Annotated in this window: 22 protein-coding genes and 1 other RNA gene; all 23 read left to right on the top strand. The window is 55.1% G+C overall.

The genetic code is table 11. From position 1 onward, the window contains the following. Nucleotides 1–25 precede the first annotated feature (25 nt). The 23 genes from RA157_RS03925 to RA157_RS03815 all read left to right on the top strand — a co-directional run bounded on the left by RA157_RS03925 (nt 26) and on the right by RA157_RS03815 (nt 23,927). Nucleotides 26–766: a sulfite exporter TauE/SafE family protein gene (locus tag RA157_RS03925; RefSeq protein WP_350335171.1), complete on the top strand. Its 741-nt coding sequence runs from the start codon at nt 26–28 to the stop codon at nt 764–766. Between the two features lie 64 nt (nt 767–830). After that, nucleotides 831–988: non-coding RNA, 6S RNA (ssrS, locus tag RA157_RS03920), on the top strand. 23 nt (nt 989–1,011) lie between these two features. Next, on the top strand, nt 1,012–1,617 hold the full coding sequence (locus tag RA157_RS03915) for a 5-formyltetrahydrofolate cyclo-ligase (protein WP_350335170.1): 606 nt from the start codon (nt 1,012–1,014) through the stop codon (nt 1,615–1,617). Further along, nucleotides 1,617–2,453 (top strand): TIGR00282 family metallophosphoesterase, encoded by an 837-nt coding sequence (locus RA157_RS03910; RefSeq protein ID WP_350335169.1) that lies wholly within the window; start codon nt 1,617–1,619, stop codon nt 2,451–2,453. The genes RA157_RS03915 and RA157_RS03910 overlap by 1 nt, the downstream gene beginning before the upstream one ends. A 155-nt stretch (nt 2,454–2,608) precedes the next feature. Next, nucleotides 2,609–3,355, top strand: a complete 747-nt coding sequence (locus tag RA157_RS03905; protein ID WP_350335168.1) for a YebC/PmpR family DNA-binding transcriptional regulator — start codon at nt 2,609–2,611, stop codon at nt 3,353–3,355. Nucleotides 3,356–3,486: 131 nt separating this feature from the next. After that, entirely contained in the window at nt 3,487–4,014 is a 528-nt protein-coding gene (ruvC, locus tag RA157_RS03900) for a crossover junction endodeoxyribonuclease RuvC (RefSeq protein ID WP_350335167.1), read from the top strand. Beyond that, a complete protein-coding gene (gene ruvA / locus RA157_RS03895; protein ID WP_350335166.1) occupies nt 4,011–4,628 on the top strand; it encodes a Holliday junction branch migration protein RuvA in 618 nt (205 codons plus the stop codon). Before ruvC ends, ruvA begins: the two co-directional genes overlap by 4 nt. Nucleotides 4,629–4,661: 33 nt before the next feature. Next, nucleotides 4,662–5,705, top strand: coding sequence for a Holliday junction branch migration DNA helicase RuvB (gene ruvB, locus RA157_RS03890; RefSeq protein WP_350335165.1), 1,044 nt, complete (start codon nt 4,662–4,664; stop codon nt 5,703–5,705). Further along, nucleotides 5,702–6,151: a tol-pal system-associated acyl-CoA thioesterase gene (ybgC, locus tag RA157_RS03885; protein WP_350335164.1), complete on the top strand. Its 450-nt coding sequence runs from the start codon at nt 5,702–5,704 to the stop codon at nt 6,149–6,151. The genes ruvB and ybgC overlap by 4 nt, the downstream gene beginning before the upstream one ends. 259 nt (nt 6,152–6,410) lie before the next feature. Further along, complete coding sequence (gene tolQ, locus RA157_RS03880; RefSeq protein ID WP_350335163.1) at nt 6,411–7,127, top strand: protein TolQ; 717 nt, start codon at nt 6,411–6,413, stop codon at nt 7,125–7,127. Between the two features lie 2 nt (nt 7,128–7,129). Beyond that, nucleotides 7,130–7,588: a protein TolR gene (tolR, locus tag RA157_RS03875; RefSeq protein ID WP_350335162.1), complete on the top strand. Its 459-nt coding sequence runs from the start codon at nt 7,130–7,132 to the stop codon at nt 7,586–7,588. Nucleotides 7,589–7,609: 21 nt separating this feature from the next. Beyond that, entirely contained in the window at nt 7,610–8,539 is a 930-nt protein-coding gene (locus RA157_RS03870) for a UCP034077 family protein (RefSeq protein WP_350335161.1), read from the top strand. Between the two features lie 51 nt (nt 8,540–8,590). Continuing rightward, nucleotides 8,591–9,946, top strand: a complete 1,356-nt coding sequence (tolB, locus tag RA157_RS03865; protein ID WP_350335160.1) for a Tol-Pal system beta propeller repeat protein TolB — start codon at nt 8,591–8,593, stop codon at nt 9,944–9,946. Nucleotides 9,947–10,102: 156 nt separating this feature from the next. After that, nucleotides 10,103–10,594, top strand: a complete 492-nt coding sequence (gene pal, locus RA157_RS03860; protein ID WP_350335159.1) for a peptidoglycan-associated lipoprotein Pal — start codon at nt 10,103–10,105, stop codon at nt 10,592–10,594. A gap of 138 nt (nt 10,595–10,732) precedes the next feature. Further along, the gene (gene ybgF / locus RA157_RS03855; RefSeq protein ID WP_350335158.1) at nt 10,733–11,803 is read left to right on the top strand and encodes a tol-pal system protein YbgF; all 1,071 of its coding nucleotides are present in this window, start codon (nt 10,733–10,735) and stop codon (nt 11,801–11,803) included. Further along, on the top strand, nt 11,787–13,145 hold the full coding sequence (gene tilS / locus RA157_RS03850; RefSeq protein WP_350335157.1) for a tRNA lysidine(34) synthetase TilS: 1,359 nt from the start codon (nt 11,787–11,789) through the stop codon (nt 13,143–13,145). Before ybgF ends, tilS begins: the two co-directional genes overlap by 17 nt. Nucleotides 13,146–13,279: 134 nt before the next feature. After that, complete coding sequence (ftsH, locus tag RA157_RS03845; RefSeq protein ID WP_350335156.1) at nt 13,280–15,199, top strand: ATP-dependent zinc metalloprotease FtsH; 1,920 nt, start codon at nt 13,280–13,282, stop codon at nt 15,197–15,199. 233 nt (nt 15,200–15,432) lie between these two features. Continuing rightward, a complete protein-coding gene (gene glmM, locus RA157_RS03840) occupies nt 15,433–16,779 on the top strand; it encodes a phosphoglucosamine mutase (protein WP_350335155.1) in 1,347 nt (448 codons plus the stop codon). Nucleotides 16,780–17,123: 344 nt separating this feature from the next. Continuing rightward, nucleotides 17,124–17,858, top strand: a complete 735-nt coding sequence (locus RA157_RS03835) for an outer membrane protein (RefSeq protein ID WP_350335154.1) — start codon at nt 17,124–17,126, stop codon at nt 17,856–17,858. 188 nt (nt 17,859–18,046) lie between these two features. After that, nucleotides 18,047–19,222, top strand: a complete 1,176-nt coding sequence (locus RA157_RS03830; protein WP_350335153.1) for a phosphoserine transaminase — start codon at nt 18,047–18,049, stop codon at nt 19,220–19,222. 72 nt (nt 19,223–19,294) lie between these two features. Continuing rightward, entirely contained in the window at nt 19,295–20,881 is a 1,587-nt protein-coding gene (gene serA / locus RA157_RS03825) for a phosphoglycerate dehydrogenase (protein WP_350335152.1), read from the top strand. A gap of 178 nt (nt 20,882–21,059) precedes the next feature. Then, complete coding sequence (locus RA157_RS03820; RefSeq protein ID WP_350335151.1) at nt 21,060–22,355, top strand: adenylosuccinate synthase; 1,296 nt, start codon at nt 21,060–21,062, stop codon at nt 22,353–22,355. Nucleotides 22,356–22,424: 69 nt separating this feature from the next. Further along, on the top strand, nt 22,425–23,927 hold the full coding sequence (locus RA157_RS03815) for a hypothetical protein (protein WP_350335150.1): 1,503 nt from the start codon (nt 22,425–22,427) through the stop codon (nt 23,925–23,927). Nucleotides 23,928–24,051: the final 124 nt, after the last annotated feature.

Genomic DNA, 24,051 nt, shown 5'->3' with positions numbered 1-24,051 from the left:
CTCTGCCTGTCCGATTGTATTTCACATGTCCCTGACTGTTCTGGTTTTTCTCGCGCTTGGTGCTTTTGCGGGCAGTTGCGTCAACGGCCTTGCAGGGTTTGGGACTGCAATTGTTGCGCTCAGCATCTGGCTCCATGTCTTTGATCCTGCCACTGCAACGGCACTTGCCGTGACCTGTGCTGTGATTGGCCACGGGCTGGCGGTCATTCGGCGCGGGTTTGACTTTCTGACCGTGGATGCGGTTCCCCTCATCATTGGCGGGTTGCTGGGTATCCCGCTCGGGGTCTATCTGCTGCTCTATCTGGACCCGTTCTATGTGAAGGTCGGGGCTGGTCTGTTGCTGATGGCCTATGTGGGAATCAATCTGGCCCGGCCCTCACAGGTTGTTGCTGTTCCGCACAGGCGTCTGGCTGATGGTTCGGTCGGTTTTCTGTCGGGTATTCTGGGCGGGTTTGCCGGACTGTCCGGTGTCATCCCGAGCTTTTGGGGAAATTTCTGCGGCTGGGGCAAGCTTGAGCAACGGCGAATCTACCAGACCTTCAACGGAACCATTCTCACTGCCACGTTGATTGCGCATGTATGGAACGGAGTTTTCACCACTGAAAATCTCTGGCTGGCGCTCCTGTGTGTCCCTTTTGCCGTGGTCGGCACATCCGTTGGTCTGCGTCTGTTTGACAAGGTGGATGAAGCCCAGTTCCGGCTGTTTATGCATCTTCTTCTTTTCTTTTCCGGCCTGATGCTTGTTCTGCCAGCCGTTGTCTTGTGATTCCTTTGAACTCTCACGGCGATTTTGACTGTTCAAGGAGGCTGGCAAAGATTATATGTCCCGCCAGAGACTGCCCTTCGCGTCAGGAAAACACTATCCCTGGGGCCTTACCGATCCGAACGGGAGCTGTCCCTGACTGAGCTCGTGGGCTCTATCACACGGCACCCACCTACTTTGTAGGTTCCCAGGATCGACATTTCCAACGGCTGCGGCGGTCTCGCGCTTCAGGCCTTCAGGAGTAACGGATGACAACGACCAGCCAGAGCAATGCGGATCAGAAAGCAGAGCTGCGCAAAGCGGTGATGAGCCGTCGGAATGCGGTGCCGGTTGATGAACGCAAGGATGCGGCGGCCCGTATCAGCGATGTGGCGCTGACGCTTGATGTTGTCAAAGGCGCAACCATTCTTGGCGGGTATTGGCCAATCCGCAGCGAGATTGACCCGCGCGCGATGACCGAAGCCCTGCGAGCTGATGGCAAAGTGATTGCTCTTCCGGCCGTTCTTGACAAGACCACTATCGATTTCCGTCGCTGGCAGTCGGAGGCTGATCTGGTGGATGCCGGATTTGGTACCTTTGCGCCGGGTGATCACGCAGAGACGATTTACCCCGATGTCATTCTCGCACCTATGGTCGGGTTTGACCGCCGTGGTATTCGCCTCGGCTATGGCGGCGGCTATTATGACCGCTATGTCGAGCGTCTGATCAATATGGACAAGCGACCGCTTCTGGTCGGTATTGCGCATTCATGTCAGGAAGTGGAACGGGTACCGAATGAGGTCTACGATATTGCACTGGATTGTGTCGTGACCGAGAAAGAGTTCATCATCTGCAGCTCGGGAACTCTTGCATAATGCGTCTTCTGTTTCTTGGTGACCTTGTTGGCCGTGTGGGCCGACAGATTGTTTTTGACCGGCTGCCTGGTCTGATTGAACGATATGGCATCGACTTTGTCGTGGTGAATGCCGAAAATGCTGCCGGTGGCTTTGGTGTGACCGAAGAGATCTTCAACGATCTTCTCGATGCGGGTGCCGATGTGATTACCACGGGCAATCATGTCTGGGACCAGCGTGAGGCGTTGAGTTTCTGCGAGCGTACAGACAGGTTTCTGCGCCCGGCGAATTATCCGTCAGGCACACCGGGACGCGGGGCGACGCTTGTGCAATCCCGTAATGGTGCCAATGTCCTCGTCGTCAATGTGATGGGGCGCGTTTATATGGATGCGCTGGATGACCCCTTTCAGGCTGTTGAGCGCGAGCTTGATGCCTGTGGGCTTGGTGAGCAGGCAGATGTGATTGTCATTGATATGCATGCGGAAGCCACCAGTGAAAAACAGGCCATGGGACATTTCGTTGATGGTCGTGCGACCCTTGTCGTGGGAACCCATACTCATGTCCCGACCGCGGATCACCAGATCCTGCCTGGCGGGACTGCCTATCAGTCTGATGCGGGCATGTGTGGTGCCTATGATTCCGTTCTCGGGATGGACAAGGAAGAGCCGGTCAGCCGGTTTCTGCGCAAGATCCCGAGCAGTCGTTTCTCGCCTGCAAAGGGTGAGGCAAGCCTGAGCGGCCTCTGTGTAGATGTGGACCTGAGAACCGGTCTGGCAACCCGGGTCGAGCCTTTTCGTTCGGGCGGTGTGCTGTCCGAGGCCTTGCCGCATCACTGGGACGCGCAGCCGCCGGATTGATCATCTGCCGTTCAGAGAGAGCCGGGGCAGTGTTTCTGTTGTGCTCCCGGCTGGAAATTCCCGGTTACCCGGATTATAAGCCCTTTATGACATAACAGCCTGATGGTTGCCCCGAGATACGGTGTGGCTTCATCAGAAGATTAAGAGTGAGAGCCATGGCTGGACATTCCAAATTCAAAAATATCATGCACCGCAAGGGTGCTCAGGATGCGAAGCGCTCGAAACTGTTCTCCCGCCTGTCCAAGGAGATTACAGTTGCCGCCAAGATGGGCGGCCCAGACGCCGATTCAAACCCGCGCCTGCGCCTCGCCATCCAGAACGCCCGTGGCCAGTCGATGCCGAAGGACAATATCGAACGTGCCATCAAAAAGGCCGACGCCGGTGATGTGGAGACCTATGACGAGATCCGTTACGAGGGATATGGTCCGGGCGGCATTGCTGTGATCGTCGAAGCTCTGACGGATAATCGTAACCGTTCTGCCAGCAACATTCGCGCCTGTTTCTCCAAAAACGGCGGTGCACTTGGCGAAACCGGATCGGTATCCTTCATGTTCGACCGTGTTGGTGAGATTGTGTATCCGGCTTCTGCGGGTGACGCGGATTCCATGCTGGAAGCAGCCATTGATGCGGGCGCAGAAGATGTGCAGTCCGATGAGGAACAGCATGTCGTAACATGTGCCTTCGAAGATCTTGGTGAAGTTTCCAAAGCTCTTGGTGACGCGCTGGGCGAAGCTGAATCTGTTAACCCGATCTGGAAGCCACAGAACCTGACGCCGGTTGATGAAGAAAAGGCAGGGTCTCTGCTCAAGATGATTGATGCACTTGAAGATGATGACGATGTGCAGAATGTCTATGCAAACTTCGACATCTCCGACGAGATCATGGAGAAGCTCGCATCATAAGGTGCGGGTTTCATTCCGTAGCGATCAGAAGAGCGGTCTTGGCCGCTCTTTTTTTGTTGGATCGGATAAAGCTAGTGGCGGCTTGTTCAGTCTTTGTTCTTTCTTCACTCATTCCGTGCTAAAGATCCGTCATGAGTGGTGAAGCGATTCGGATACTGGGCATTGACCCTGGTTTGAGACGGACAGGCTGGGGGCTGATTGAGGCTCGTGGCAACCGGTTGAGTTTTGTTGATTCCGGTCTTGTGACTTCTGACGGCAAGGCGGAGTTGGCGCAGAGACTGCATGAGCTTCATGTGGGGATCACAGACATTCATCAGCAGTTTTTGCCGGATGAAGTTGCGGTGGAGCAGACCTTTGTGAACAAGGATGCGACGGCCACGCTGAAACTCGGACATGCCCGGGCCATGGCCCTGCTTGTACCGGTGCAGCAGGGGCTTCCTGTTGCTGAATATGCGCCGAACGCGGTGAAAAAAGCTGTGGTGGGTGTAGGGCACGCGGACAAAACGCAGGTCAAGACCATGGTCAAGATGCTGATGCCCAAGGCGCGTTTTGACAGCGATGATGCGGCCGATGCTCTGGCCATTGCGATCTGTCATGCGCATCATCGGCAATCGGCGGTCGGGCGATTGAAGACACTTCGGGCAGCAGGTGGTGCATGATTGGCAAATTGAAGGGCATTATCGATTCGTATGGTGATGACTGGGTCATCCTTGATGTGCAGGGTGTCGGTTATCAGGTTTTCTGTTCATCACGGACCTTGCAGTCCCTGCCTCAGGCGGGAGAAGCATCTGTTCTGGCGATCGAAACCCATGTGCGCGAGACCGAAATCAAGCTGTTTGGCTTCTCGTCCGATCTGGAGCGGGAATGGTTCCGTCTGCTGATGACTGTGCAGGGCGTGGGGGCCAAGGTGGCGCTGGCTGTTCTCAGTACCCTGAAGGCAAGCGATCTGGCCAACGCCATTGCCCTTCAGGACAAGGCGATGGTGGCGCGGACACCGGGCGTTGGCCCGAAAGTGGCTCAGCGTATCATTGCAGAATTGCGCGACAAGGCACCGGCCTTTGGAACCGTGGACCCTGCGGTTGTTGAGTTACAGGACAAGATGTCCACCGATGTTGCGGCCCGACCTGTTGCCGATGCCGTATCAGCCTTGTGTAATCTCGGCTATAGTCAGCCGCAGGCCAGCGCGGCAGTGGCGGCAGCCATGCGCGATGCCGGAGACGACGCAGGAACGGAGACCCTGATCCGTCTTGGTCTGAAAGAGCTGTCGAAATGAAGTCTGTCTGTTCAACGGTCAAGTCTGTGAGCCATGTCTGAAGATCGCCTTGTTACCCCTCAGACTCACCATGATGATATTGGTGATCCCACGTTGCGCCCGCAGGCTCTTTCCGAGTTTGTTGGTCAGGCGCAGGCTCGTGAGAATCTCCATATTTTCATCGAGTCCGCCAAGTCCCGTACCGAGGCGCTGGATCACGTGCTGTTTGTTGGACCTCCCGGCCTTGGCAAGACCACTCTTGCTCAGATCATGGCACGGGAACTCGGGGTCAATTTTCGTGCCACATCCGGGCCGGTCATCGCCAAGGCGGGTGATCTTGCAGCACTCCTGACCAACCTGGAAGAGCGTGATGTGTTGTTCATCGATGAAATTCACCGCCTCAATCCAGCCGTTGAGGAAGTGCTCTATCCGGCGATGGAGGATTATCAGCTCGACCTTATTATTGGTGAGGGACCTGCTGCGCGGTCCGTACGCATCGATCTCTCGCGGTTTACCCTGATTGGTGCAACGACCCGTATCGGACTTCTCACCACGCCTTTGAGAGATCGTTTCGGTATTCCTGTCAGGTTAAACTTCTATACGGTTGATGAACTGAAACTGATCGTCAATCGCGGTGCCCGATTGCTTGGCATGGGCATGACGGATGACGGTGCAGAGGAGATCGCGCGTCGGTCTCGAGGGACACCGCGTATTGCCGGTCGTCTTCTGCGCCGGGTGCGTGATTTTGCGACCGTTGCCGGCAAAGCAGCCATTGACGCGGATATTGCAGACCAGGCGCTGAGGCGGCTTGATGTGGATAATCGCGGCCTTGATGCGCTGGACAGGCGATATCTGGATTGTATCGCGCTTAGTTTTGGTGGCGGGCCTGTGGGGATTGAAACCATTGCTGCAGCCCTGTCTGAACCACGGGATGCGATTGAGGAAATTGTTGAGCCCTATCTGATTCAGCAGGGTTTCGTGCAGCGAACCCCGCGCGGGCGGTTGCTGACCCCCCAGGCCTTTGACCATCTGGGGATGGCTGCACCCAAGGGGCAGGTTCAGCAGATGGGCCTGTTTGCAGAAGGGGATGAAGGGTGACCGACTGGCCTGACCTCTCCGGGCGGCTGGTAGATGGTACCCATATGCTGCCGGTCCGGGTCTATTACGAGGACACGGATTTTACCGGCGTTGTCTATCATGCAAACTATCTGAAGTTTATTGAACGTGGCCGGACAGATTTTCTCCGTCTTCTGGGGGTACATCATTCTGAACTGGCAGATGGCAAGACAGGTGAAGCACTGGGCTTTGCTGTTCAGTCCATCAACGTGACCTATCGCCGACCGGCCCGGATTGATGATGTCGTTGAGGTGCGGACTGCGACGCGTTCTGTGACCGGTGCCCGTATCGTTCTAGACCAGAGGGTTTTTCTGGGTGATACAGAGCTGGTCAGTGCCGATGTCACCATCGTGGTGATCACTCTCGATGGTCGCCTCCGGCGGCTGCCTGACTTCATGCGCTCGGCGTTTGAGCGATCAATTCTTTGAAACTGGGGCCCAAAGCGGCGACTCCAGCCCGTTTGGTAACCGTGTGTTAACCATAAAGGCGCTTCTTGGAATAATCTGACAATTCCATTGTTGCGGGATGATTATCCAAGTTTTGACAAAATTCTTCGTCACATCAGTCCGGTCGGTGGTTCTGGCCGGGCCGGACAGCTTTATGCTGCATGCAGAACTGCTGCTGACCAGAATGGCGGATTACTTTCCCGAAACATATACCCTGAGGACTGAGTGAGGTTCCGGTTTTATGACGACACCTGCTGATATTGCAACGTCTGCCCTTGGTGCCACGACGGGTGGGTTTTCCTTCCTCGACCTGTTTCTGCAGGCCCATCTGGTGGTCAAGCTCGTGATGATTGGCTTGGTTGTGGCATCGATCTGGTCCTGGGGGATCATCTTTGACAAGGTCATTCTATACGCCCGAACCAAGCGACAGATGGACCGCTTTGAGAGGGTGTTCTGGTCGGGGCAATCGCTTGAAGACCTCTATCAGTCTCTGTCCAGTCGTCCCAATTCATCCCAGGCAGCTCTGTTTGTGGCTGCCATGCGTGAATGGAAACGCAGTTTTGAAAGTGGTGCTCGTGGTGTGGGTGGCCTGTCCTACCGGATTGAGAAGGTGCTCGACCTGACCATTGCCCGGGAAACCGACAAGCTGGAACGTCGCTTGCTGTTTCTGGCATCGGTCGGCTCGGCGGCCCCTTTCGTCGGCCTGTTTGGAACGGTCTGGGGCATCATGACCAGTTTTCAGGCTATCGCTGCGTCCAAGAATACCAATCTGGCGGTGGTTGCGCCGGGGATCGCCGAGGCGCTTTTTGCAACAGCGATGGGGCTTTTGGCCGCTATTCCGGCGGTTATAGCGTATAACAAATTTTCCAGTGAAGTTTCCAAGTTGAGCGGACGGCTTGAGGGCTTTGCGGATGAGTTCTACGCCATCCTCTCCCGCCAGCTTGACGAGAAGCAGTAACGATGGGTGCGGCGCTTCAAGGACCATCAGGTGGCGGGCACGGGCGCGGTCGTCGCAGACGGAGGCGGCATGGTCAGCTCAACAGTGAGATCAATGTGACACCCTTTGTGGATGTCATGCTCGTTCTGCTTATCGTTTTCATGATTTCCGCACCGCTTCTGACGGTGGGCGTGCCCATAGAATTGCCTGAAAGTCAGGCTAAACCACTTGAATCGAAAACAGAGCCCATAACCATATCCGTTGATGCAGAGGGCAAGATCTATCTTCAGGATGCGGAAGTCGAACGCGAGGAACTGGTACCACGCCTCCTGGCAATCGCCAAGAACGGGTACAATGAGCGGGTCTTTGTGCGCGGCGACCGGACAACGGATTACGGATCAGTCATGCGGGTTATGGGTCTGATGAATTCGGCCGGTTTTCGGTCAATTGGTCTTGTGACCCTGGAAGAGCTGGAGCAGTAAGCGATGCGGGCGGGTGTTGCCATGTCTTTGTTCGGGCATACCGGCATCCTGTTATGGGGGCTGGTCAGCCTGCCGTCTGTCGCACCGCTCGAAGCGCCGCCCATTGATGTTCTGCCGGTGGAGCTTGTACCCATCGAAGATGTGGAGAAGACCCTGAAGGGTGACAAACGGGGCAAGGTGAAAGAGGTCATTCAGAAAAAGAAGAGTGACGTCGAGGCCAAGCCAACCCGTAAAACATCAGACAAGGCCAAGACTGTTCACAAGGCAACGCCCAAGCCGACACCGGAAAAAGTAGCTGCCCTGCCTCCCAAGCCAAAGGCTGCACTGGAACCGCCGAAACAGGAAAAGGTCAAAGAGCCTGAACCCGCTCCGACACCGAAAGCCGAGCCAAAGCCTGTAGAGCCTGCGCCGAAGGTTGAAGAAACCAAGGCAGAACCGGAAAGCAATCTGCCGAAAACGGTTTCTGCGCCGCAAAGGCGACCAAAGCCACCGAAAAAAGTGGCGAAGAAGAAGCCAAAAAAGAAGCAGGAACAGTTTGACCCCAATGATATCGCAGCCCTGCTGAACAAGCAGGACAGCGCGTCAGGCGGCTCAACCACCGGGCAGGATGTGGCTTCTCTTGGCAGTGCATTCGGCAGTGAGACTGCGCGTCTGTCCCAGAATGAGCTGAATGCCCTGCGCGGTCAGATCCAGCAGTGCTGGAACCCGCCGGCAGGCGCAGCCAACCCGGAAGACCTGATCGTGACCATCCGGTTTCAGTTGACGGAAAGCGGTGAAGTCAATGGAAGCCCAGCCGTTCTGCAGCAGCCTGGCGGCGCATTTGGACAGGCCGCCGCTGACAGTGCGCTGCGGGCTATCTGGCGCTGCGGTCCTTATTCCAATCTGCCGATAGAGAAATATTCCGCCTGGCGTGATGTTGAGATTGTATTTGATCCGCGTAACCTGTTCTGATCGCGTGATCTGCTGATATGCTGGCAAGGTCAGCTTTGAAGGAGAGTGACAATGGTGTCTGTTTGGCAATCCCCGCTGAAAGCGTTTGCCCGTCTGGGGTCCCTTGCTTTCCTGTCACTTGCCGTTGTCGTGGGGCTTGCGACTTTCAGCAATCCGGCACAGGCGGTGCTGAAGCTCCAGATTACCGAAGGTGTGGTTGAACCACTGCCCATTGCTCTGCCAAACTTTATTGGAGCCGGGGGCGATGCCCAGGTCGGGCAGGATATTACCGAGGTTATCACATCAAATCTTCAGCGATCAGGCCTGTTCCGTCCGATTGACCCGCAGGCCTTTATCAGTCGCGATGCAGGCCCGGACAGGACACCGCAATTCCAGAACTGGCGTGTGCTTGAGGCCCAGGCACTTGTGGTGGGCAAGATTACCAGCCAGCCTGATGGCCGTCTGAAAGCGGAATTCCGTCTGTGGGATGTGTTTGCCGGACAGCAGATGCTGGGCCAGCAGTTTTTCACGCCCCAGAGCAACTGGCGGCGTCTGGCGCATATCATTTCTGATGCCATCTACGAACGGCTTACCGGCGAAAAGGGTTATTTTGACACGCGGATCGTGTTTGTCTCGGAAGATGGACCGAAAGACAAGCGTGTGAAGCGGCTGGCTATTATGGATCAGGACGGCGCCAATGTACGCTACCTGACCAATGGCAATGATCTTGTTCTGACACCCCGGTTCAGCCCGTCCCGGCAGGAAGTGACCTATATGTCGTTCGGCAATGATCGGCCTCGTGTGTATCTGCTGAACATCGAGACGGGCCAGCGTGAGGTGGTCGGTAATTTCCCGGGTATGACTTTCGCCCCGCGCTTCTCCCCGGATGGCCACAAGGTGATCATGAGCCTTCAGCAGGAAGGCAATGCCAATATCTTCACGATGGACCTCAGATCACGACGGACCACGCGTCTGACCAATTCGGCGTCCATTGATACCGGGCCAAGCTATTCACCGGATGGTCGTCAGATTGTTTTTGAATCGGACCGGGGCGGATCGCAGCAGCTTTACGTTATGAATGCGGATGGTTCGAACCAGCGACGCATCAGTTTTGGTGACGGATCTTATTCGACGCCGGTGTGGTCACCACGAGGCGATCTGATTGCCTTTACCAAGCGCAGTGGCGGGCAGTTTCTTATCGGCGTCATGAAGACAGACGGGTCAGGAGAGCGTATCCTGACTGAGGGTTATCACAATGAAGGGCCTACATGGGCACCGAATGGCCGTGTGCTGATGTTCTTCCGGGACATACCTGGTCCCAATGGCGGGCCGCGCCTGTGGTCTATTGACCTGACGGGGCGGAATGAGTTGCGGATGGATACATCCACTTTTGCCTCAGATCCGGCCTGGTCGCCACTGGTCAACTGATGCAGATTTCTGCCGATGAGGGGATGGAAAACGGTCAGACGCAGTTTTGACACGAAATTTCCTTAATCGCTTATTAACCACGTTTGCCAACGGCTGCTTAACCTAAACAGGGTATTATCGGCAGCGATTTGGGACATAGATAAGGAGTGACCGGGGATGAACCTGTTACCCGTTCACACGACAGTTGGCCAGATGGGCAAACGGATCGGACTTGCCGCTCTGCTGGCTCTGACAGTGGCTGCGTGTTCAAACACGAATAAAGACTTCAATTCCGGCACAAAGGCGCCTCCGGGCAGTGTGCAGGAGTTCACCGTGAGTGTGGGAGATCGTGTTTTCTTCACCACGGATTCAACAGACCTGACGGCAGAAGGCAAAACGACGCTGGATCGCCAGGCTCAGTGGCTGACGCAATATGCGAAATACAGCATCACCATTGAAGGTCATGCGGATGAGCGCGGCACCCGGGAATATAACCTGGCGCTTGGTGCCCGGCGCGCAACTGCAACGCGGAATTACCTGATGTCCAAGGGAATTGCTCCAACACGGATCAAGACCATTTCCTTTGGTAAGGAACGCCCGGTTGCCGTTTGTGATGACATCAGCTGCTGGTCTCAGAACCGGCGTGCGGTGACTGTGCCAACGCAGTAAATCAATCACCATTGTGTGGTTTGGACCGGCAGGGATTTCCCTGCCGGTTTTATTTTGGCCATAGTTTCGGCTAGACATAACCTCAGAACTGGACTAGCCGATTTCTGTAATCGGATCGCTCTTCATGGGGACGGATTTATGCGGTTGAAACATCAGGCCATTCTCTCGGCTTCTCTTGTGACGCTTCTGGCGCTGGGTGGATTTACTCCGGCCAATGCATCGGAAAGCCGGGTGAGTACCCTTGAACGAGAGGTCGAGCGCCAGAGAGACCGGCTGGCAGCAGGCCTGACAGCATTTTCTGACACAGTGACACCACCTGCACCGCTGCTGGGGCAGCGAGAGACGCGGGCGGGCCAGCCGATTGTCGTGGCCCAGAGTGCTGCCGACCTGAATGTACGTCTGGACCGGGCTGAATCCCAGATGCGGCGGCTGAATGGCCAGGTGGAAGAGCTGCTCTATGAAATGCGGCAGTTGAAAGAACAGCTGCGCCGGGCTCAGGAAGACAACGAGTTTCGTCTGCAGAGGCTCGAAGGCGGTGCCGGCAAGAAGCGCTCGAATGCCGCGCCGACCCAATCCCGTCCACGCAATCAGACGGCGGCGGCCCCAAGGCAGTCGGATACATCAACTGGCAATCGTCTCAGCTCACTTGAGCCGCGATCACTGGGCGAAGTCTCGGCCAGTGGCAATGATTCCACATCAGGTAACTTTGAGAGCGGCCCGCTTGATTTGTCTGCATTGGCCGGCGGGTTGACTGGAGGTCTGGATGACACCGGGTCTGGAGACCAGAATTTTGGCCAGAATTTGGGTGTGACTGCAGGGTCCGGTGATCCGCAGGATTCCTATGACCTGGCTTATGGCTATGTGCTGACCGGGGATTATGATCTGGCTGAATCCGGCTTTAATCAGTTTCTTGCCGAGAATCCGAACCACCGTTTGCAGCCAAATGCCAAGTTCTGGCTGGCGGAAAGCCTGTTTGCGCAGGGGCGTTATCGTGAAGCCGCCAATCACTATCTGGAAGTGTCGACTAAATATCCTCAGGACAACAAAGCGCCTGAGAGCCTGTTGAAGCTTGGGGTTTCTCTCAATCAGCTGCAACAGCGCCAGGCGGCCTGCGTGACGTTTGGCGAAATGCTGAAGAAATATCCGCAGGCACCTGATGCCCTGAAACGCCGTGCACGGACTGAGCGTCAGAATGCCCGGTGCGGATAAGCCGCTTTCCTCAATCGATTTCGAAGCGGCCTATCGCCACTTTACCGATGTAGCGGGCGTTGGTCTGGCGGTCTCAGGGGGCGCGGATTCGCTCTGCCTGCTGTTCAGTTTTGCACACTGGCGGACTCAAAACGCCCCTGATCTGCCTGTATGTGTTCTAACTGTTGATCATGGCCTTAGGGCGGAAGCCGCAGAAGAGGCCAGGTTTGTCGCTGGTCTGTGTGACAAGTTAGCCTTGGATCACTACATTCTCCCGGTTCAATCAGGGGCCATCAGCGGCAATCTGCAGGCTGGTGCCCGTGAGGCCCGTTATGATCTCATGACATCCTTTCTGTCTGAGCGGGGCTATGGGCACCTGCTGGTGGCACATCACCGGGATGATCAGGCTGAAACCTTTCTGATACGTCTGGCGCGGGGAAGTGGCCTTAAAGGCCTTGCGGCGATGACAAGCAGCCGAATGATGAATGGCATTTCAGTTGAGCGGCCATTCCTTTCGTTTTCCAGATATCAGACGGAATCCTATCTCAATGAGGTCGGGCAGAGCTGGATCGATGATCCGAGCAATCATGATGACCGGTTTGCCCGTGTCCGCATTCGAAAAATGCTGCCGCAACTTGCGGAACTTGGTCTCGATTCGGGGCGGATCAGTGAGACTCTGGAGCGCCTCAGACGCAGCAATGATGCCCTGCAATCCGTATTATTGGAAAAGCTGAGACCTTGCCTCAAGCGTTATCCGGGGCTTTGCTTTCGTGTTGATCGTGGGTTTTTCGACAATCAGCATCCCGAGTTCAACTATTTGGCCGTCCGGCTACTTGTTGGGTTAAGCGGCAATCGGGCTTATCCGCCAAGAGCTGATGCCCTTGAGAGTCATATTGCTGAATTCCTGCAGGCCTTATCCACCGGAGAGCCTTATCGCCGTACACTTGGTGGGGCGGTTCTTGAGTTTTGGGGGAATGGCCTCTGGATCTATCGGGAAGACGGGCGTGAAGGCCTGCCTGCTCAGGAACTGGCGGATAAGGATAAAGAGATCATCTGGGATCAGCGCTACAGGGTGAATGTGTCAGATGGTTTTCGTGCCGGTGATGTGATTTGTCCATTGTCGATTCTGTCATCATCCGATTGCCCGTCATTGCCGACCCGGTATCTGGAGATGCCGCCGGCCGCCAGAATGGCCGTACCGATTCTTATGCGTGAGGGTGTGGTGTCGGTCTTAGGTGAAGCAGGATTAGAGCCAGAAGAGAAAGCTGAAACGGGGAATGGCGGTCATAGACAGGGGAATCCTGTGCTTGTTCCACTGGCTGATGACGAGTTTCTGACAATATGGTCAACAGAATATCCATAAAAGCGTGTTTTTGCGGCAAATTGGCCGGTTCTTTGACTTGGAATCGGTGTAAAGCCCACCTATCTTTAACCTCTGAATGATAAGATCTTCCAAATTTGCAGAATTCTAGGTTCAGGGGCGAACAGGACATCCATATGAACAGTAACTTCAGAAACTTTGCCCTTTGGGTCATCATTGCCTTGCTTTTGATTGCCCTGTTTCAGTTGTTCCAGAACCCCACCCAGCGTGGGTCGACACGCGAGATTCCATTCTCCCAGTTCCTGACTGATGTGGAGCAGGGACAGGTCAGCAGTGTCACGATTTCCGGACCGAACATTACGGGTCAGTATCGGAACAATACAAGCTTCCATACCTATTCTCCGGATGCTCCGAACCTTGTTGATAAGCTGCATGGCAAGGGTGTTGCCATTACGGCCAAGCCGGAAACGGAAGGTTCTCCGATCCTGGGTGCTCTTCTGAACTGGTTCCCGATGCTTCTGTTTATTGCGGTCTGGGTGTTCTTCATGCGCCAGATGCAGGGTTCAGGCGGCAAGGCCATGGGTTTTGGCAAGTCCAAGGCAAAGATGCTCACGGAAGCGCATGGTCGTGTGACCTTTGAAGATGTTGCTGGCGTGGATGAAGCCAAGGAAGACCTGCAGGAGATCGTTGAGTTCCTCCGCGATCCGCAGAAATTCCAGCGTCTGGGCGGTCGTATTCCGCGCGGTGTGCTGCTGGTTGGCCCTCCGGGTACCGGTAAAACGCTTCTGGCCAAATCAGTTGCCGGTGAAGCCAATGTGCCGTTCTTCACCATTTCCGGTTCTGACTTTGTTGAGATGTTCGTGGGTGTCGGTGCCAGCCGTGTCCGTGACATGTTCGAGCAGGCCAAGAAAAACGCTCCCTGCATCATCTTTATTGATGAGATCGATGCTGTAGGCCGTCACCGTGGTGCGGGCCTTGGCGGCGGCAATGACGAACGTGAACAGACGCTCAACCAGCTGCTCGTTGAAATGGATGGCTTTGAGGCCAATGAAGGCATCATCCTGATTGCAGCGACCAACCGTCCTGATGTTCTGGATCCGGCGCTGCTGCGTCCGGGCCGTTTCGACCGACAGGTTGTTGTGCCCAATCCGGATGTGACCGGTCGTGAGAAAATCCTCAAAGTTCATGTGCGCAATGTTCCGCTGGCTCCGGATGTCAACATCAAGACGCTTGCCCGTGGAACTCCGGGTTTCTCTGGTGCTGACCTGATGAACCTTGTGAATGAAGCGGCACTCCTTGCGGCACGGCGCAGCCGTCGTCTTGTGACGATGCAGGAATTTGAAGATGCAAAAGACAAGGTAATGATGGGCGCCGAGCGCCGGACGCTGGTGATGACGGATGAGGAGAAGAAACTCACCGCCTATCACGAGGCTGGCCATGCTCTGGTGACCCTGCATATGCCTGCTTCTGATCCGATCCATAAAGCCACCATCATTCCGCGTGGCCGGGCTTTGGGTATGGTCATGCGCCTGCCTGAGAAAGATCAGGTCTCGCTGACCCGGGCCAAGTGTTATGCGGATCTGGCGGTTGCCATGGGTGGTCGCGTCGCGGAAGAGAAGATCTTCGGCTATGAGAAGGTGACCTCAGGCGCCTCCGGCGATATCCAGATGGCAACGCGTCTGGCACGCGCCATGGTGACCCAGTGGGGCATGTCCGACAAGCTGGGCCTGATTGCCTATGGTGAGAATCAGGAAGAGGTTTTCCTCGGCCATTCCGTTGCCCGTCAGCAAAATATTGCCGGGCAGACACAGAAGATGATCGACGAGGAAATCAAGGCCTATGTTGACCAGGGTTATCAGACTGCGGAGCAGATCCTGACCGACTACGAAGATGAGCTGCACGCGATTGCCCAGGGTCTGCTTGAGTATGAAACCCTGTCCGGTGATGAGATCTGTGATCTTCTGAAAGGCAAGCCGCCTCATCGTGATACAGATGATGAGACGCCTCCGTCTCGCGGTACAGCAGTGCCAACTGCCGGATCGCAGAAGGACGGCAAGTCTGATCCGGGTGGTATGGAGCCTCAGCCTCAGGCTTGATCTCCTTTACAGAACAGAGACGACAAAGCGCGCCTGAACTGCTCAGGCGCGCTTTTCTGTTACACTTGATAACTGAATTTGAAACCCGTTGGTTACGAGTTTCGCGTATGGTGCGGCCAAAGGCGTTGTCTGATGACAAGGCCAATACAGTTTAATGGAGTATATCGGACCATCAGCATCTCTCCACTTGCAATGGATGAGGCGGTTCTGGTTGTCCGAGAAGGTGTCCCTGAATGGTTCGGAAATATTTTGGAACGGATGGAATTCGCGGTCGCGCCAATACACCACCGATGACGCCGGAACTGGCGATGAAGGTGGGTATGGCTGCAGGCCTGATCTTTACCCGTGGAGAACACCGGCACCGGGTGGTGATCGGTAAGGATACTCGGCTGTCCGGCTATATGATTGAAAATGCCATGGTGGCAGGATTTACAAGCGCGGGTATGGATGTGTTCCTGTTGGGGCCGATGCCGACTCCGGCAGTTGCCATGCTGACGCGATCCCTCAGGGCCGATATCGGCGTCATGATTTCCGCCTCCCATAATCCTTACCATGACAACGGTATCAAGCTGTTTGGGCCGGATGGTTTCAAGCTGTCTGACGCACTTGAGACTCAGATTGAGAGCCTTCTGGAAGAAGATCTTGCGCCACGACTGGCTTCCTCTGAGCGTCTGGGTCGTGCCAAGCGTGTGGATGGTGTTCGGGATCGCTATATTGAATTTGCTAAGCGGACATTGCCACGCTCTATGAGTCTTGAAGGGCTGCGCGTCGTGATTGATTGTGCCAATGGTGCAGCCTACCGGTCGGCACCGGATGCGCTCTGGGAGCTTGGCGCTGATGTGGTGACCATTGGTGTCGAACCAAATGGCATAAACATCAATGACGGATGCGGGTCCACTTCAACGGATGCTCTTTGCCGCAAGGTGCATGAAGTTCGTGCGGATATCGGGATTGCTCTTGATGGGGATGCGGACCGGGTCATCATTGTTGATGAAACGGGGCGTGTGGTGGATGGCGATCAGCTGATGGCCGTTGTGGCCGACACGTGGGCAGACCGATCCATGCTGTCTTCTCCCGGTATCGTGGCGACAGTCATGTCCAATCTGGGCCTTGAACGTCATCTCAGCGATCGCAAGCTGACATTGGAACGAACCAAGGTTGGCGATCGCTATGTCATCGAGCGGATGAAATCCGGCGGTTATAACGTAGGCGGGGAGCAGTCCGGCCATATTATCCTCTCAGATTTCAGCACAACAGGTGATGGCCTCGTATCAGCGCTGCAGGTTCTGTCTGTGGTCAAGGAGAGTGACCGGCCTGTGAGTGAGGTCTGTCACCGGTTTGAGCCCGTGCCGCAGATTCTCAAGAATGTCCGTTTCAACGGTGGAGCACCGCTTGAAAGCGTTGATGTTCAAAGTGCTATTGCGGAAGGTGAGGCGCGTCTTGACGGGCGTGGGCGTCTGGTTATCCGGAAGTCGGGGACTGAGCCGCTTATTCGCGTCATGGCGGAAGGGGATGATGAACCTCTGGTTCTCTCTGTTGTCGACGATATCTGCAATGCTGTGCGGTCAGTGGCTGCCTGATCGCCCCTGAAATCGATATCTATCTAATCTGAAAACCGGTGTGCCTTATGGACACCGGTTTTTATTTTGTCAGGAGAACATATAATTTCCATCCAATGATTAACAAAAAATACTGAAATATTAATAGTTTTTATTTTATGTATTTTTGTAACTCTAGGAATTATTGGATTTTGCCAAATTTATAAATACAAATTAACTGATATTAATGATGCGTTAAGGTTAAAAATTGAGGTTAAGTTTCTTGGTTAATCTTCAATTAAGACTTGTTCTGTATCTCTGTTACTTGAGTTTCAGCATCCTTTTCATGCTGGCGTTATGAGTGCATGGTGATTGAGGAACATAAAATGGTCAGCCTGAAGATTAAATCCCTAATCAGTGCGGCGATGCTGGCAGTCGTCCCTGTTGCTGCAAGCGCTGCGGATCTGCCCGAGCCACCAATCGTAGATATTGATTTTGAAGAATCAGGAACCTGGTATCTCCGCGGTGACGTAGGTTTTGTCTATCAGTCCACGGATTCAGATTTTACCAACCCTTCCACACGCGTTGATATTTTTTGGGAAGACCTGGATCATACATTCGTTATCGGTGCCGGTATTGGTTATCAGGTCAATGAATGGTTCCGTACGGATGTGACCGTCGACTATCGCGTAGATGCATCCTTCTACGGTCTTGCTGTCTGTACCACGGTTGGTTGTTCCGGCTTCTCCCAGGAGAAATCCAGCATCGAATCGTATACACTCTTGTGGAATGCCTATCTTGAGTACGAAGTGCTCGAAGGCCTGCGCCCTTACATCGGTGGCGGTATTGGTGCTGCCTACGTGAATGTGGGCAACCACTTTGGCGTCAACCCGGATGGATCTTCCACTCCGTTCGGTGGCGATGGTCAGTGGAACTTTGCCTGGGCTCTGATGGCCGGTGTGTCTCTGGATGTAACCGAAAATCTGTTGCTTGATGCGAACTATCGCTATGTGAACCTGGGTGAAGTGTCCAGTGCGGATGATGGCTTCGGTGGCCAGATCAACCACGAAGATATTGATGCTCATGAAGTTCGTGTCGGCTTCCGTTACGAGCTGCACTAATCCCAGGAACTTCCTGAGACCTGAAATTTGGAACCGGCGCCTTGTGCGCCGGTTTTCTGTTTGGCTGGTAGATCTATCGTATGATCTTAAACCGACATGAATTGGTTGACGGGCGACGTTTTGGAGCGTAGATACAGCGGTGGGACACCCCTCCCCAACGAGGGGCAGCTATCTGAAAGGGTAGAGATATGGCTGAACCTACCGTACCCGGCACTGCGCCGGGCAATCCCCGTTTTTCGTCTGGCCCTTGTGCCAAAAGACCCGGATGGACCGTCGACAATCTTGCTCGGGCTCCATTGGGGCGCTCTCATCGTGCAAAGCTTGGCAAAGACCGTCTGAAACGCGCCATTGACATGACGCGGACTGTTCTGCAGGTGCCCGATACGCATCTGATCGGTATCGTGCCTGCATCTGATACGGGTGCCGTCGAGATGGCCCTTTGGTCGCTGCTCGGTGCGCGTGGCGTCGATATGCTTGCCTGGGAATCTTTCGGCAAGGGCTGGGTCACCGATGTCAGCAAACAATTGAAGCTTGATGATGTGCGGGTGCTCGAGGCCGACTATGGTCTGTTGCCTGACCTTTCCGCAGTGGACTGCGATCGGGATGTGGTCTTTACCTGGAACGGAACTACATCCGGTGTTCGTGTGCCGAATGGTGACTGGATTTCTGCTGACCGGGCGGGCCTGACCATTTGTGATGCCACATCGGCAGCATTCGCCCAGCCTCTGCCGTTTGACAAGTTGGATGTGGTGACATTCTCCTGGCAGAAGGTGCTGGGTGGTGAGGGGGCTCATGGAGTCCTTATTCTCGGGCCGCGGGCCGTGGAACGGCTTGAGACCTACACACCTGCGTGGCCATTACCGAAGATCTTCCGCCTGACGAAGGGTGGCAAGCTGATTGCCGGTATCTTTGAAGGTGCAACGATCAACACGCCATCCATGCTGTGTGTCGAGGATTATCTGGATGCTCTGGACTGGGCAAAGTCCATTGGCGGGCTGCCCGCCCTGATTGCCCGGGCCGATGACAGCGCTGGTGCGATCGCCGAATGGGCCACTGAAACGGCCTGGGTGGATTTTCTTGCGGTTGATCCGGGAACCCGTTCGAATACGTCTGTCTGCCTGTCCATTGTTGATCCGGATATTGCCGCTCTTGATGATGCGGGCCAGCGCGCTTTTGCCAAAGGACTGGTGTCCCGGCTTGAAGGACGCGGTATCGCCTATGATATTGGTGCCTATCGCGATGCGCCTCCCGGCCTCAGAATCTGGACAGGGGCAACTGTTGAGCCGGATGACGTCCGGGCGCTGCTGCCCTGGCTTGACTGGGCCTTCGCGTCCGAAAAGCAGGCACTATCCGCAGCAGCCTGATTGCCTGACAGCGTAAATCCAGACTTTTCCCATTGATTTGGCGAGCGCACAGGCTCGCAGCAGGAGTGTATTATGGCACCTCGTGTTCTTATTTCTGACAAGCTTTCTGAAACTGCCGTTCAGATCTTCCGTGATCGCGGTATCGACGTGGATTTCCAGCCTGATCTGGGCAAGGATAAAGAGGCCCTCCGGCAGGTGATAGGGCAATATGATGGCCTGGCTATTCGGTCCGCGACCAAGGCCACGGAAAAAATCATCGATGCAGCGGACAATCTCAAAGTGATTGGTCGGGCCGGTATCGGTGTCGACAATATTGATCTGCCAAAGGCGACCCAGAAGGGTATCGTCGTGATGAATACGCCTTTCGGCAATTCCATCACAACAGCAGAGCATGCGATTTCACTTATGCTGGCGCTTGCTCGCCAGATACCGGCGGCAGACATATCCACGCGGGCCAGTAAATGGGAGAAATCCCGCTTCATGGGTGTCGAGATTACCGGAAAGGTTCTTGGTGTCATCGGATGCGGTAATATCGGTGCGGTCGTGGCCGATCGTGCCCTTGGCCTTCGGATGAAGGTCGTGGCATTTGACCCGTTCCTTTCTGAAGAGCGGGCCGTGGATCTTGGTGTGGAAAAGGTAGAACTGGATGATCTGCTGCGCCGCGCTGATTTCATAACGCTGCATACACCGTTGACCGACAAGACGCGTAACATCATTGACGCCCGTGCATTGCATCTGATGAAGGATGGTGTTCGCATCGTCAATTGCGCCCGTGGAGGGCTGATCGTCGAAGAAGCCCTTAAAGTGGCTTTGGAAGCGGGCAAGGTGGCCGGTGTGGCGCTTGATGTGTTTGAGGAGGAGCCCGCCAGGGAAAATCCGCTGTTCGACTTGCCAAATGTTATCTGCACGCCCCATCTCGGTGCTGCGACCACTGAAGCGCAGGAGAATGTTGCGGTACAGATTGCGGAGCAGATGTCTGATTATCTGTTGAGCGGGGCCGTCACAAATGCTCTGAACATGCCGTCAATCAGTGCTGAAGAAGCCCCGAAGCTGACACCTTTTGTCAAACTTGCCGAGCAGCTGGGCCTGTTTGCCGGACAGCTGACTGAAACGGGGCTTAAGGGCATTCGCATAGAATATGAGGGTGCTGTTGCTTCCATGAATGTGAAAGCCCTCTCATCGGCAGCTTTGGCCGGGGTTCTTCAGCCTTTGCTCCAGACCGTGAACATGGTCTCCGCCCCGGCTATGGCCAAGGAACGTGGTATTGCTCTTGAAGAAGTCCGTCGTGAGCAGCAGGGCGCGTATGAAAGCTATATCCGTTTGACAGTAATCACTGATCGGCAGGAACGCTCGGTGGCCGGGACGGTTTTCTCGGACGGCAAGCCGCGTGTTATCCAGATCAAGGGCATCAATATGGAAGCCGAGCTTGGTGCCAACATGTTGTATATTTCCAACCAGGACAAGCCGGGTTTCATTGGCCGCCTGGGGACGGTTCTCGGAAATGCGGCGGTCAATATTGCGACCTTTAACCTGGGACGTCAGAGCCAGGGGCAGGATGCGATTGCTCTTCTGGAGATAGACGGATGTCTCACTGAAGCGGTTCTTGCGGAGGTTGGCAACCTTGAAGGCGTGGTGCAGGCAAAGCCTCTTCAGTTCTGAAGCTGGCTGAATATCTCTGTGATCTCTTGAACCGTCGCGGCCTCGCGGCGGTTTTTTTTGAGAATGGCCATATGAACTGCGGTCCGGGCTCGCAATTCCTATAGAACGTCGCTATAACGCACGCGATTATGTCTTGCATCACGCTTTGCGTTGATTCCCGAGTTCAGGAGTAGTTCTCATGGCCAATGTGGTTGTCGTCGGTTCTCAGTGGGGGGACGAAGGCAAAGGAAAAATCGTTGACTGGCTGTCCGAGCGCGCCGATGTGGTTGTCCGCTTTCAGGGCGGCCACAATGCCGGTCATACATTGGTTATTGACGGGGTAAAGTACAAGCTGAGCCTGTTGCCCTCCGGTGTGGTCCGTCAGGACAAGATGGCGGTTATCGGCAATGGCGTTGTTCTGGACCCGCGTGCGCTGGCTGATGAGATTGGTCGTCTTGCCGAACAGGGTGTTGCTGTTTCTGAAGCCAATCTGCGCATTGCCGAGAATACGCCGCTGATCCTGTCCCTCCATCAGGAGCTGGATGCTATCCGCGAGAATAATTCGTCTGCTGATACGCGCATCGGGACCACAAGACGCGGCATTGGTCCGGCTTATGAAGACAAGGTCGGTCGTCGTGCTATCCGCCTTATGGATCTGGTGAACCTGAATACCCTGCCGGGCAAAATCGAACGGCTTCTTGTGCATCACAATGCCATTCGTCGCGGTCTTGGTGTTGAGGAAATCTCTGCGCAGACGATCTATGATGAATTGGTTGGTGTGGCAGACAAGATCCTGCCTTTCATGGACAAAGTCTGGTATCTGCTCGACGAACGTCGCAAGGCCGGGGATCGGATTCTGTTTGAAGGTGCTCAGGGTGCTCTGCTGGATATTGACCACGGTACCTATCCGTTTGTCACATCGTCCAACACGATTGCCGGTCAGGCTGCGACTGGTTCGGGGCTTGGTCCGAACGCGATCAATTATGTTCTGGGCATTACCAAAGCCTACACAACCCGTGTGGGTGAGGGGCCATTCCCGACGGAACTGAATGACGAGATCGGTCAGTTTCTTGGCGAACGCGGGCATGAGTTTGGAACCGTTACCGGACGTCAGCGCCGCTGTGGCTGGTTTGATGCCGTTTTGGTCCGGCAGACCTGCAAAACGTCCGGTATCAGCGGGATCGCACTGACCAAGCTTGATGTGCTGGATGGTCTTGATGAGATCAAGGTTTGCGTGGCCTATGAACTTGACGGTAAACGTATTGACTATCTTCCGGCGTCTCAGGGACAGCAGGCCCGTGTCAAACCGATCTATGAAACACTGGAAGGCTGGTCCGGGACAACTGCCGGTGCTCGCACCTGGAATGATCTGCCAGCCCAGGCTGTTAAATATGTACGTCATATCGAAGAATTGATCGAAGCGCCGGTTGCATTGCTGTCCACCAGCCCGGAGCGGGATGATACAATTCTGGTTCAGGATCCTTTCGAGGATTGATTGACGAAGAGGGTCTAGTAGGCTTCTCTGCTGGACCCTGGCTGGATTAACGAGGTGGTTTAAAACCGCATGGCTGATTTCTATCTGATCCTGAATCGCACCATCGGCGCATTGCCGGAGAATACGGGCACTGCCCGTCGGTCGGTCTATGAGCGTGCCCGTGGTGCTCTTGTCAGACAGCTTGAGGCTTTGGATCCGCCGTTGTCGCCTGAGGAGCTCTCAAGGCAGCGTCTGGAGCTTGAAGAAGCGATCCGGAAGGTCGAAGCTGAGTATGGTACAGCCATGTATGCGGGCTCCAAGCCTGCTGAGGCTGAAGACAAGAATGCGCCATCTGAAGCTGGACAGAAAACCCCTGAAACCGGACCGGACAGTCAGGATCCGGAAGCAAAGATTGAGCAGGCGAAGACAATCCTCAAGGATGCGGTCAGGGATGCAGAACAGCTCGGGACACGCGCGCCGGATCAGCCCGCAGCAAAGCCTGCTGAAAAACCTGCGCCAGAGATGGCAAAGCCGGCGGTGGAACCCAAGCGGGATGCCAAGCCTGATCCGGTTCTCGCTGCGGACCGTCTGACGGCACAAGCCAGTGCACAAAAGAGCGGCTCTCCGATTTTTCTGATCCTGGGCCTTCTTGGCCTGATCATTGTCGGTGCTGTTGCAGCCTTCACTCAGAAGGATGCGATTGTTGAAGCTTTGTTTGGAGCGGAGACGACCAGCACACCTGTTGTTGCCAGCAATGAGACTGACACACCACCCGAGACTGTTCCTGAACAGGCTGAAGAGCGTGATCCACCGAAGAATGTCCGCAATGTTGATGAGGAGCGGGTGCCTGAAGATGATGATGCGGCACCAGACAGTGCGCAGACACAGTCATCCGGTACGACAACGACAATTGCAAAATCTGATGACAGTCGGGACCAGTCCACGGATCCTGACACAGGTGTAAGCCAGCCTGAGGCCTCGTCACAAGGCAATGATGTTGGGCAAACTGGTTCCGGGGCTACGACTGATCCCGCTGGCACGCCTGACGCCAACGCACCTCTGATCAGTGATCGGGCCATCCTTTATGAAGAAGGTAACCAGTCCGGCCAGACAGCGCAGGCCTTGAGTGCATCTGTTGCCTGGGAACTGGTTCCTGGGATTGCCGGTGGTGTACCATCCATTCTGGCCCGTGTTTCAGTCCCTGACCGGGGACTGACGCTTGAGCTGGTTATTCGCAAGAATGATGATCAGGCTTTGCCTGCCAGCCATATGGTTGAATTGACTTTCTCAAGCCCGGCGGATTTCCCCGGTGGAGCGATTGAGAAGGTTCCGGGTATGATCATGAAAACCGCTGAGCAGGCGCGCGGCCGTGCGCTCAGTGCGGCATCTGCCAAGGTTTCCGAGAATTTCTTCTGGCTGGCCCTGTCGTCTATCCCGGGTGATCAGCAGGTCAATGAAGATCTGCTCCGGACGCAGAACTGGATTGATATCCCTCTGCTCTATACCAACAAGCGCCGTGCTATTCTGACTTTGGAAAAGGGTAGCAGCGGCAAGCGTGTCTTTGATGATGCGCTGCGCGCCTGGGGTGGTTGAGACAATTCTTTCAACAGCTTTTTCTTACAATAAAGGCGGCAGGCTTTTGGGCCTGCCGCCTTTTTTCATTGATAAGCGGCTGTCTTAAAGCACAAGACCGTTAACCTGAATCGGCGGCGTTGCT

The organism is Coralliovum pocilloporae (assembly GCF_030845175.1).
In the GTDB taxonomy this organism is placed as follows: domain Bacteria; phylum Pseudomonadota; class Alphaproteobacteria; order Rhizobiales; family Cohaesibacteraceae; genus Coralliovum; species Coralliovum pocilloporae.
This window is presented reverse-complemented; position numbering and strand designations above follow the sequence as displayed.

What these genes read in the sequence shown, in the direction of transcription:
- RA157_RS03925 (WP_350335171.1), top strand. Translation starts at nt 26, where the DNA reads ATGTCCCTGACTGTTCTGGTTTTTCTCGCGCTTGGTGCTTTTGCGGGC.
- RA157_RS03915 (WP_350335170.1), top strand. Translation starts at nt 1,012, where the DNA reads ATGACAACGACCAGCCAGAGCAATGCGGATCAGAAAGCAGAGCTGCGC.
- RA157_RS03910 (WP_350335169.1), top strand. Translation starts at nt 1,617, where the DNA reads ATGCGTCTTCTGTTTCTTGGTGACCTTGTTGGCCGTGTGGGCCGACAG.
- RA157_RS03905 (WP_350335168.1), top strand. Translation starts at nt 2,609, where the DNA reads ATGGCTGGACATTCCAAATTCAAAAATATCATGCACCGCAAGGGTGCT.
- ruvC (WP_350335167.1), top strand. Translation starts at nt 3,487, where the DNA reads ATGAGTGGTGAAGCGATTCGGATACTGGGCATTGACCCTGGTTTGAGA.
- ruvA (WP_350335166.1), top strand. Translation starts at nt 4,011, where the DNA reads ATGATTGGCAAATTGAAGGGCATTATCGATTCGTATGGTGATGACTGG.
- ruvB (WP_350335165.1), top strand. Translation starts at nt 4,662, where the DNA reads ATGTCTGAAGATCGCCTTGTTACCCCTCAGACTCACCATGATGATATT.
- tolQ (WP_350335163.1), top strand. Translation starts at nt 6,411, where the DNA reads ATGACGACACCTGCTGATATTGCAACGTCTGCCCTTGGTGCCACGACG.
- tolR (WP_350335162.1), top strand. Translation starts at nt 7,130, where the DNA reads ATGGGTGCGGCGCTTCAAGGACCATCAGGTGGCGGGCACGGGCGCGGT.
- RA157_RS03870 (WP_350335161.1), top strand. Translation starts at nt 7,610, where the DNA reads ATGTCTTTGTTCGGGCATACCGGCATCCTGTTATGGGGGCTGGTCAGC.
- tolB (WP_350335160.1), top strand. Translation starts at nt 8,591, where the DNA reads ATGGTGTCTGTTTGGCAATCCCCGCTGAAAGCGTTTGCCCGTCTGGGG.
- pal (WP_350335159.1), top strand. Translation starts at nt 10,103, where the DNA reads ATGAACCTGTTACCCGTTCACACGACAGTTGGCCAGATGGGCAAACGG.
- ybgF (WP_350335158.1), top strand. Translation starts at nt 10,733, where the DNA reads ATGCGGTTGAAACATCAGGCCATTCTCTCGGCTTCTCTTGTGACGCTT.
- tilS (WP_350335157.1), top strand. Translation starts at nt 11,787, where the DNA reads ATGCCCGGTGCGGATAAGCCGCTTTCCTCAATCGATTTCGAAGCGGCC.
- ftsH (WP_350335156.1), top strand. Translation starts at nt 13,280, where the DNA reads ATGAACAGTAACTTCAGAAACTTTGCCCTTTGGGTCATCATTGCCTTG.
- glmM (WP_350335155.1), top strand. Translation starts at nt 15,433, where the DNA reads ATGGTTCGGAAATATTTTGGAACGGATGGAATTCGCGGTCGCGCCAAT.
- RA157_RS03835 (WP_350335154.1), top strand. Translation starts at nt 17,124, where the DNA reads ATGGTCAGCCTGAAGATTAAATCCCTAATCAGTGCGGCGATGCTGGCA.
- RA157_RS03830 (WP_350335153.1), top strand. Translation starts at nt 18,047, where the DNA reads ATGGCTGAACCTACCGTACCCGGCACTGCGCCGGGCAATCCCCGTTTT.
- serA (WP_350335152.1), top strand. Translation starts at nt 19,295, where the DNA reads ATGGCACCTCGTGTTCTTATTTCTGACAAGCTTTCTGAAACTGCCGTT.
- RA157_RS03820 (WP_350335151.1), top strand. Translation starts at nt 21,060, where the DNA reads ATGGCCAATGTGGTTGTCGTCGGTTCTCAGTGGGGGGACGAAGGCAAA.
- RA157_RS03815 (WP_350335150.1), top strand. Translation starts at nt 22,425, where the DNA reads ATGGCTGATTTCTATCTGATCCTGAATCGCACCATCGGCGCATTGCCG.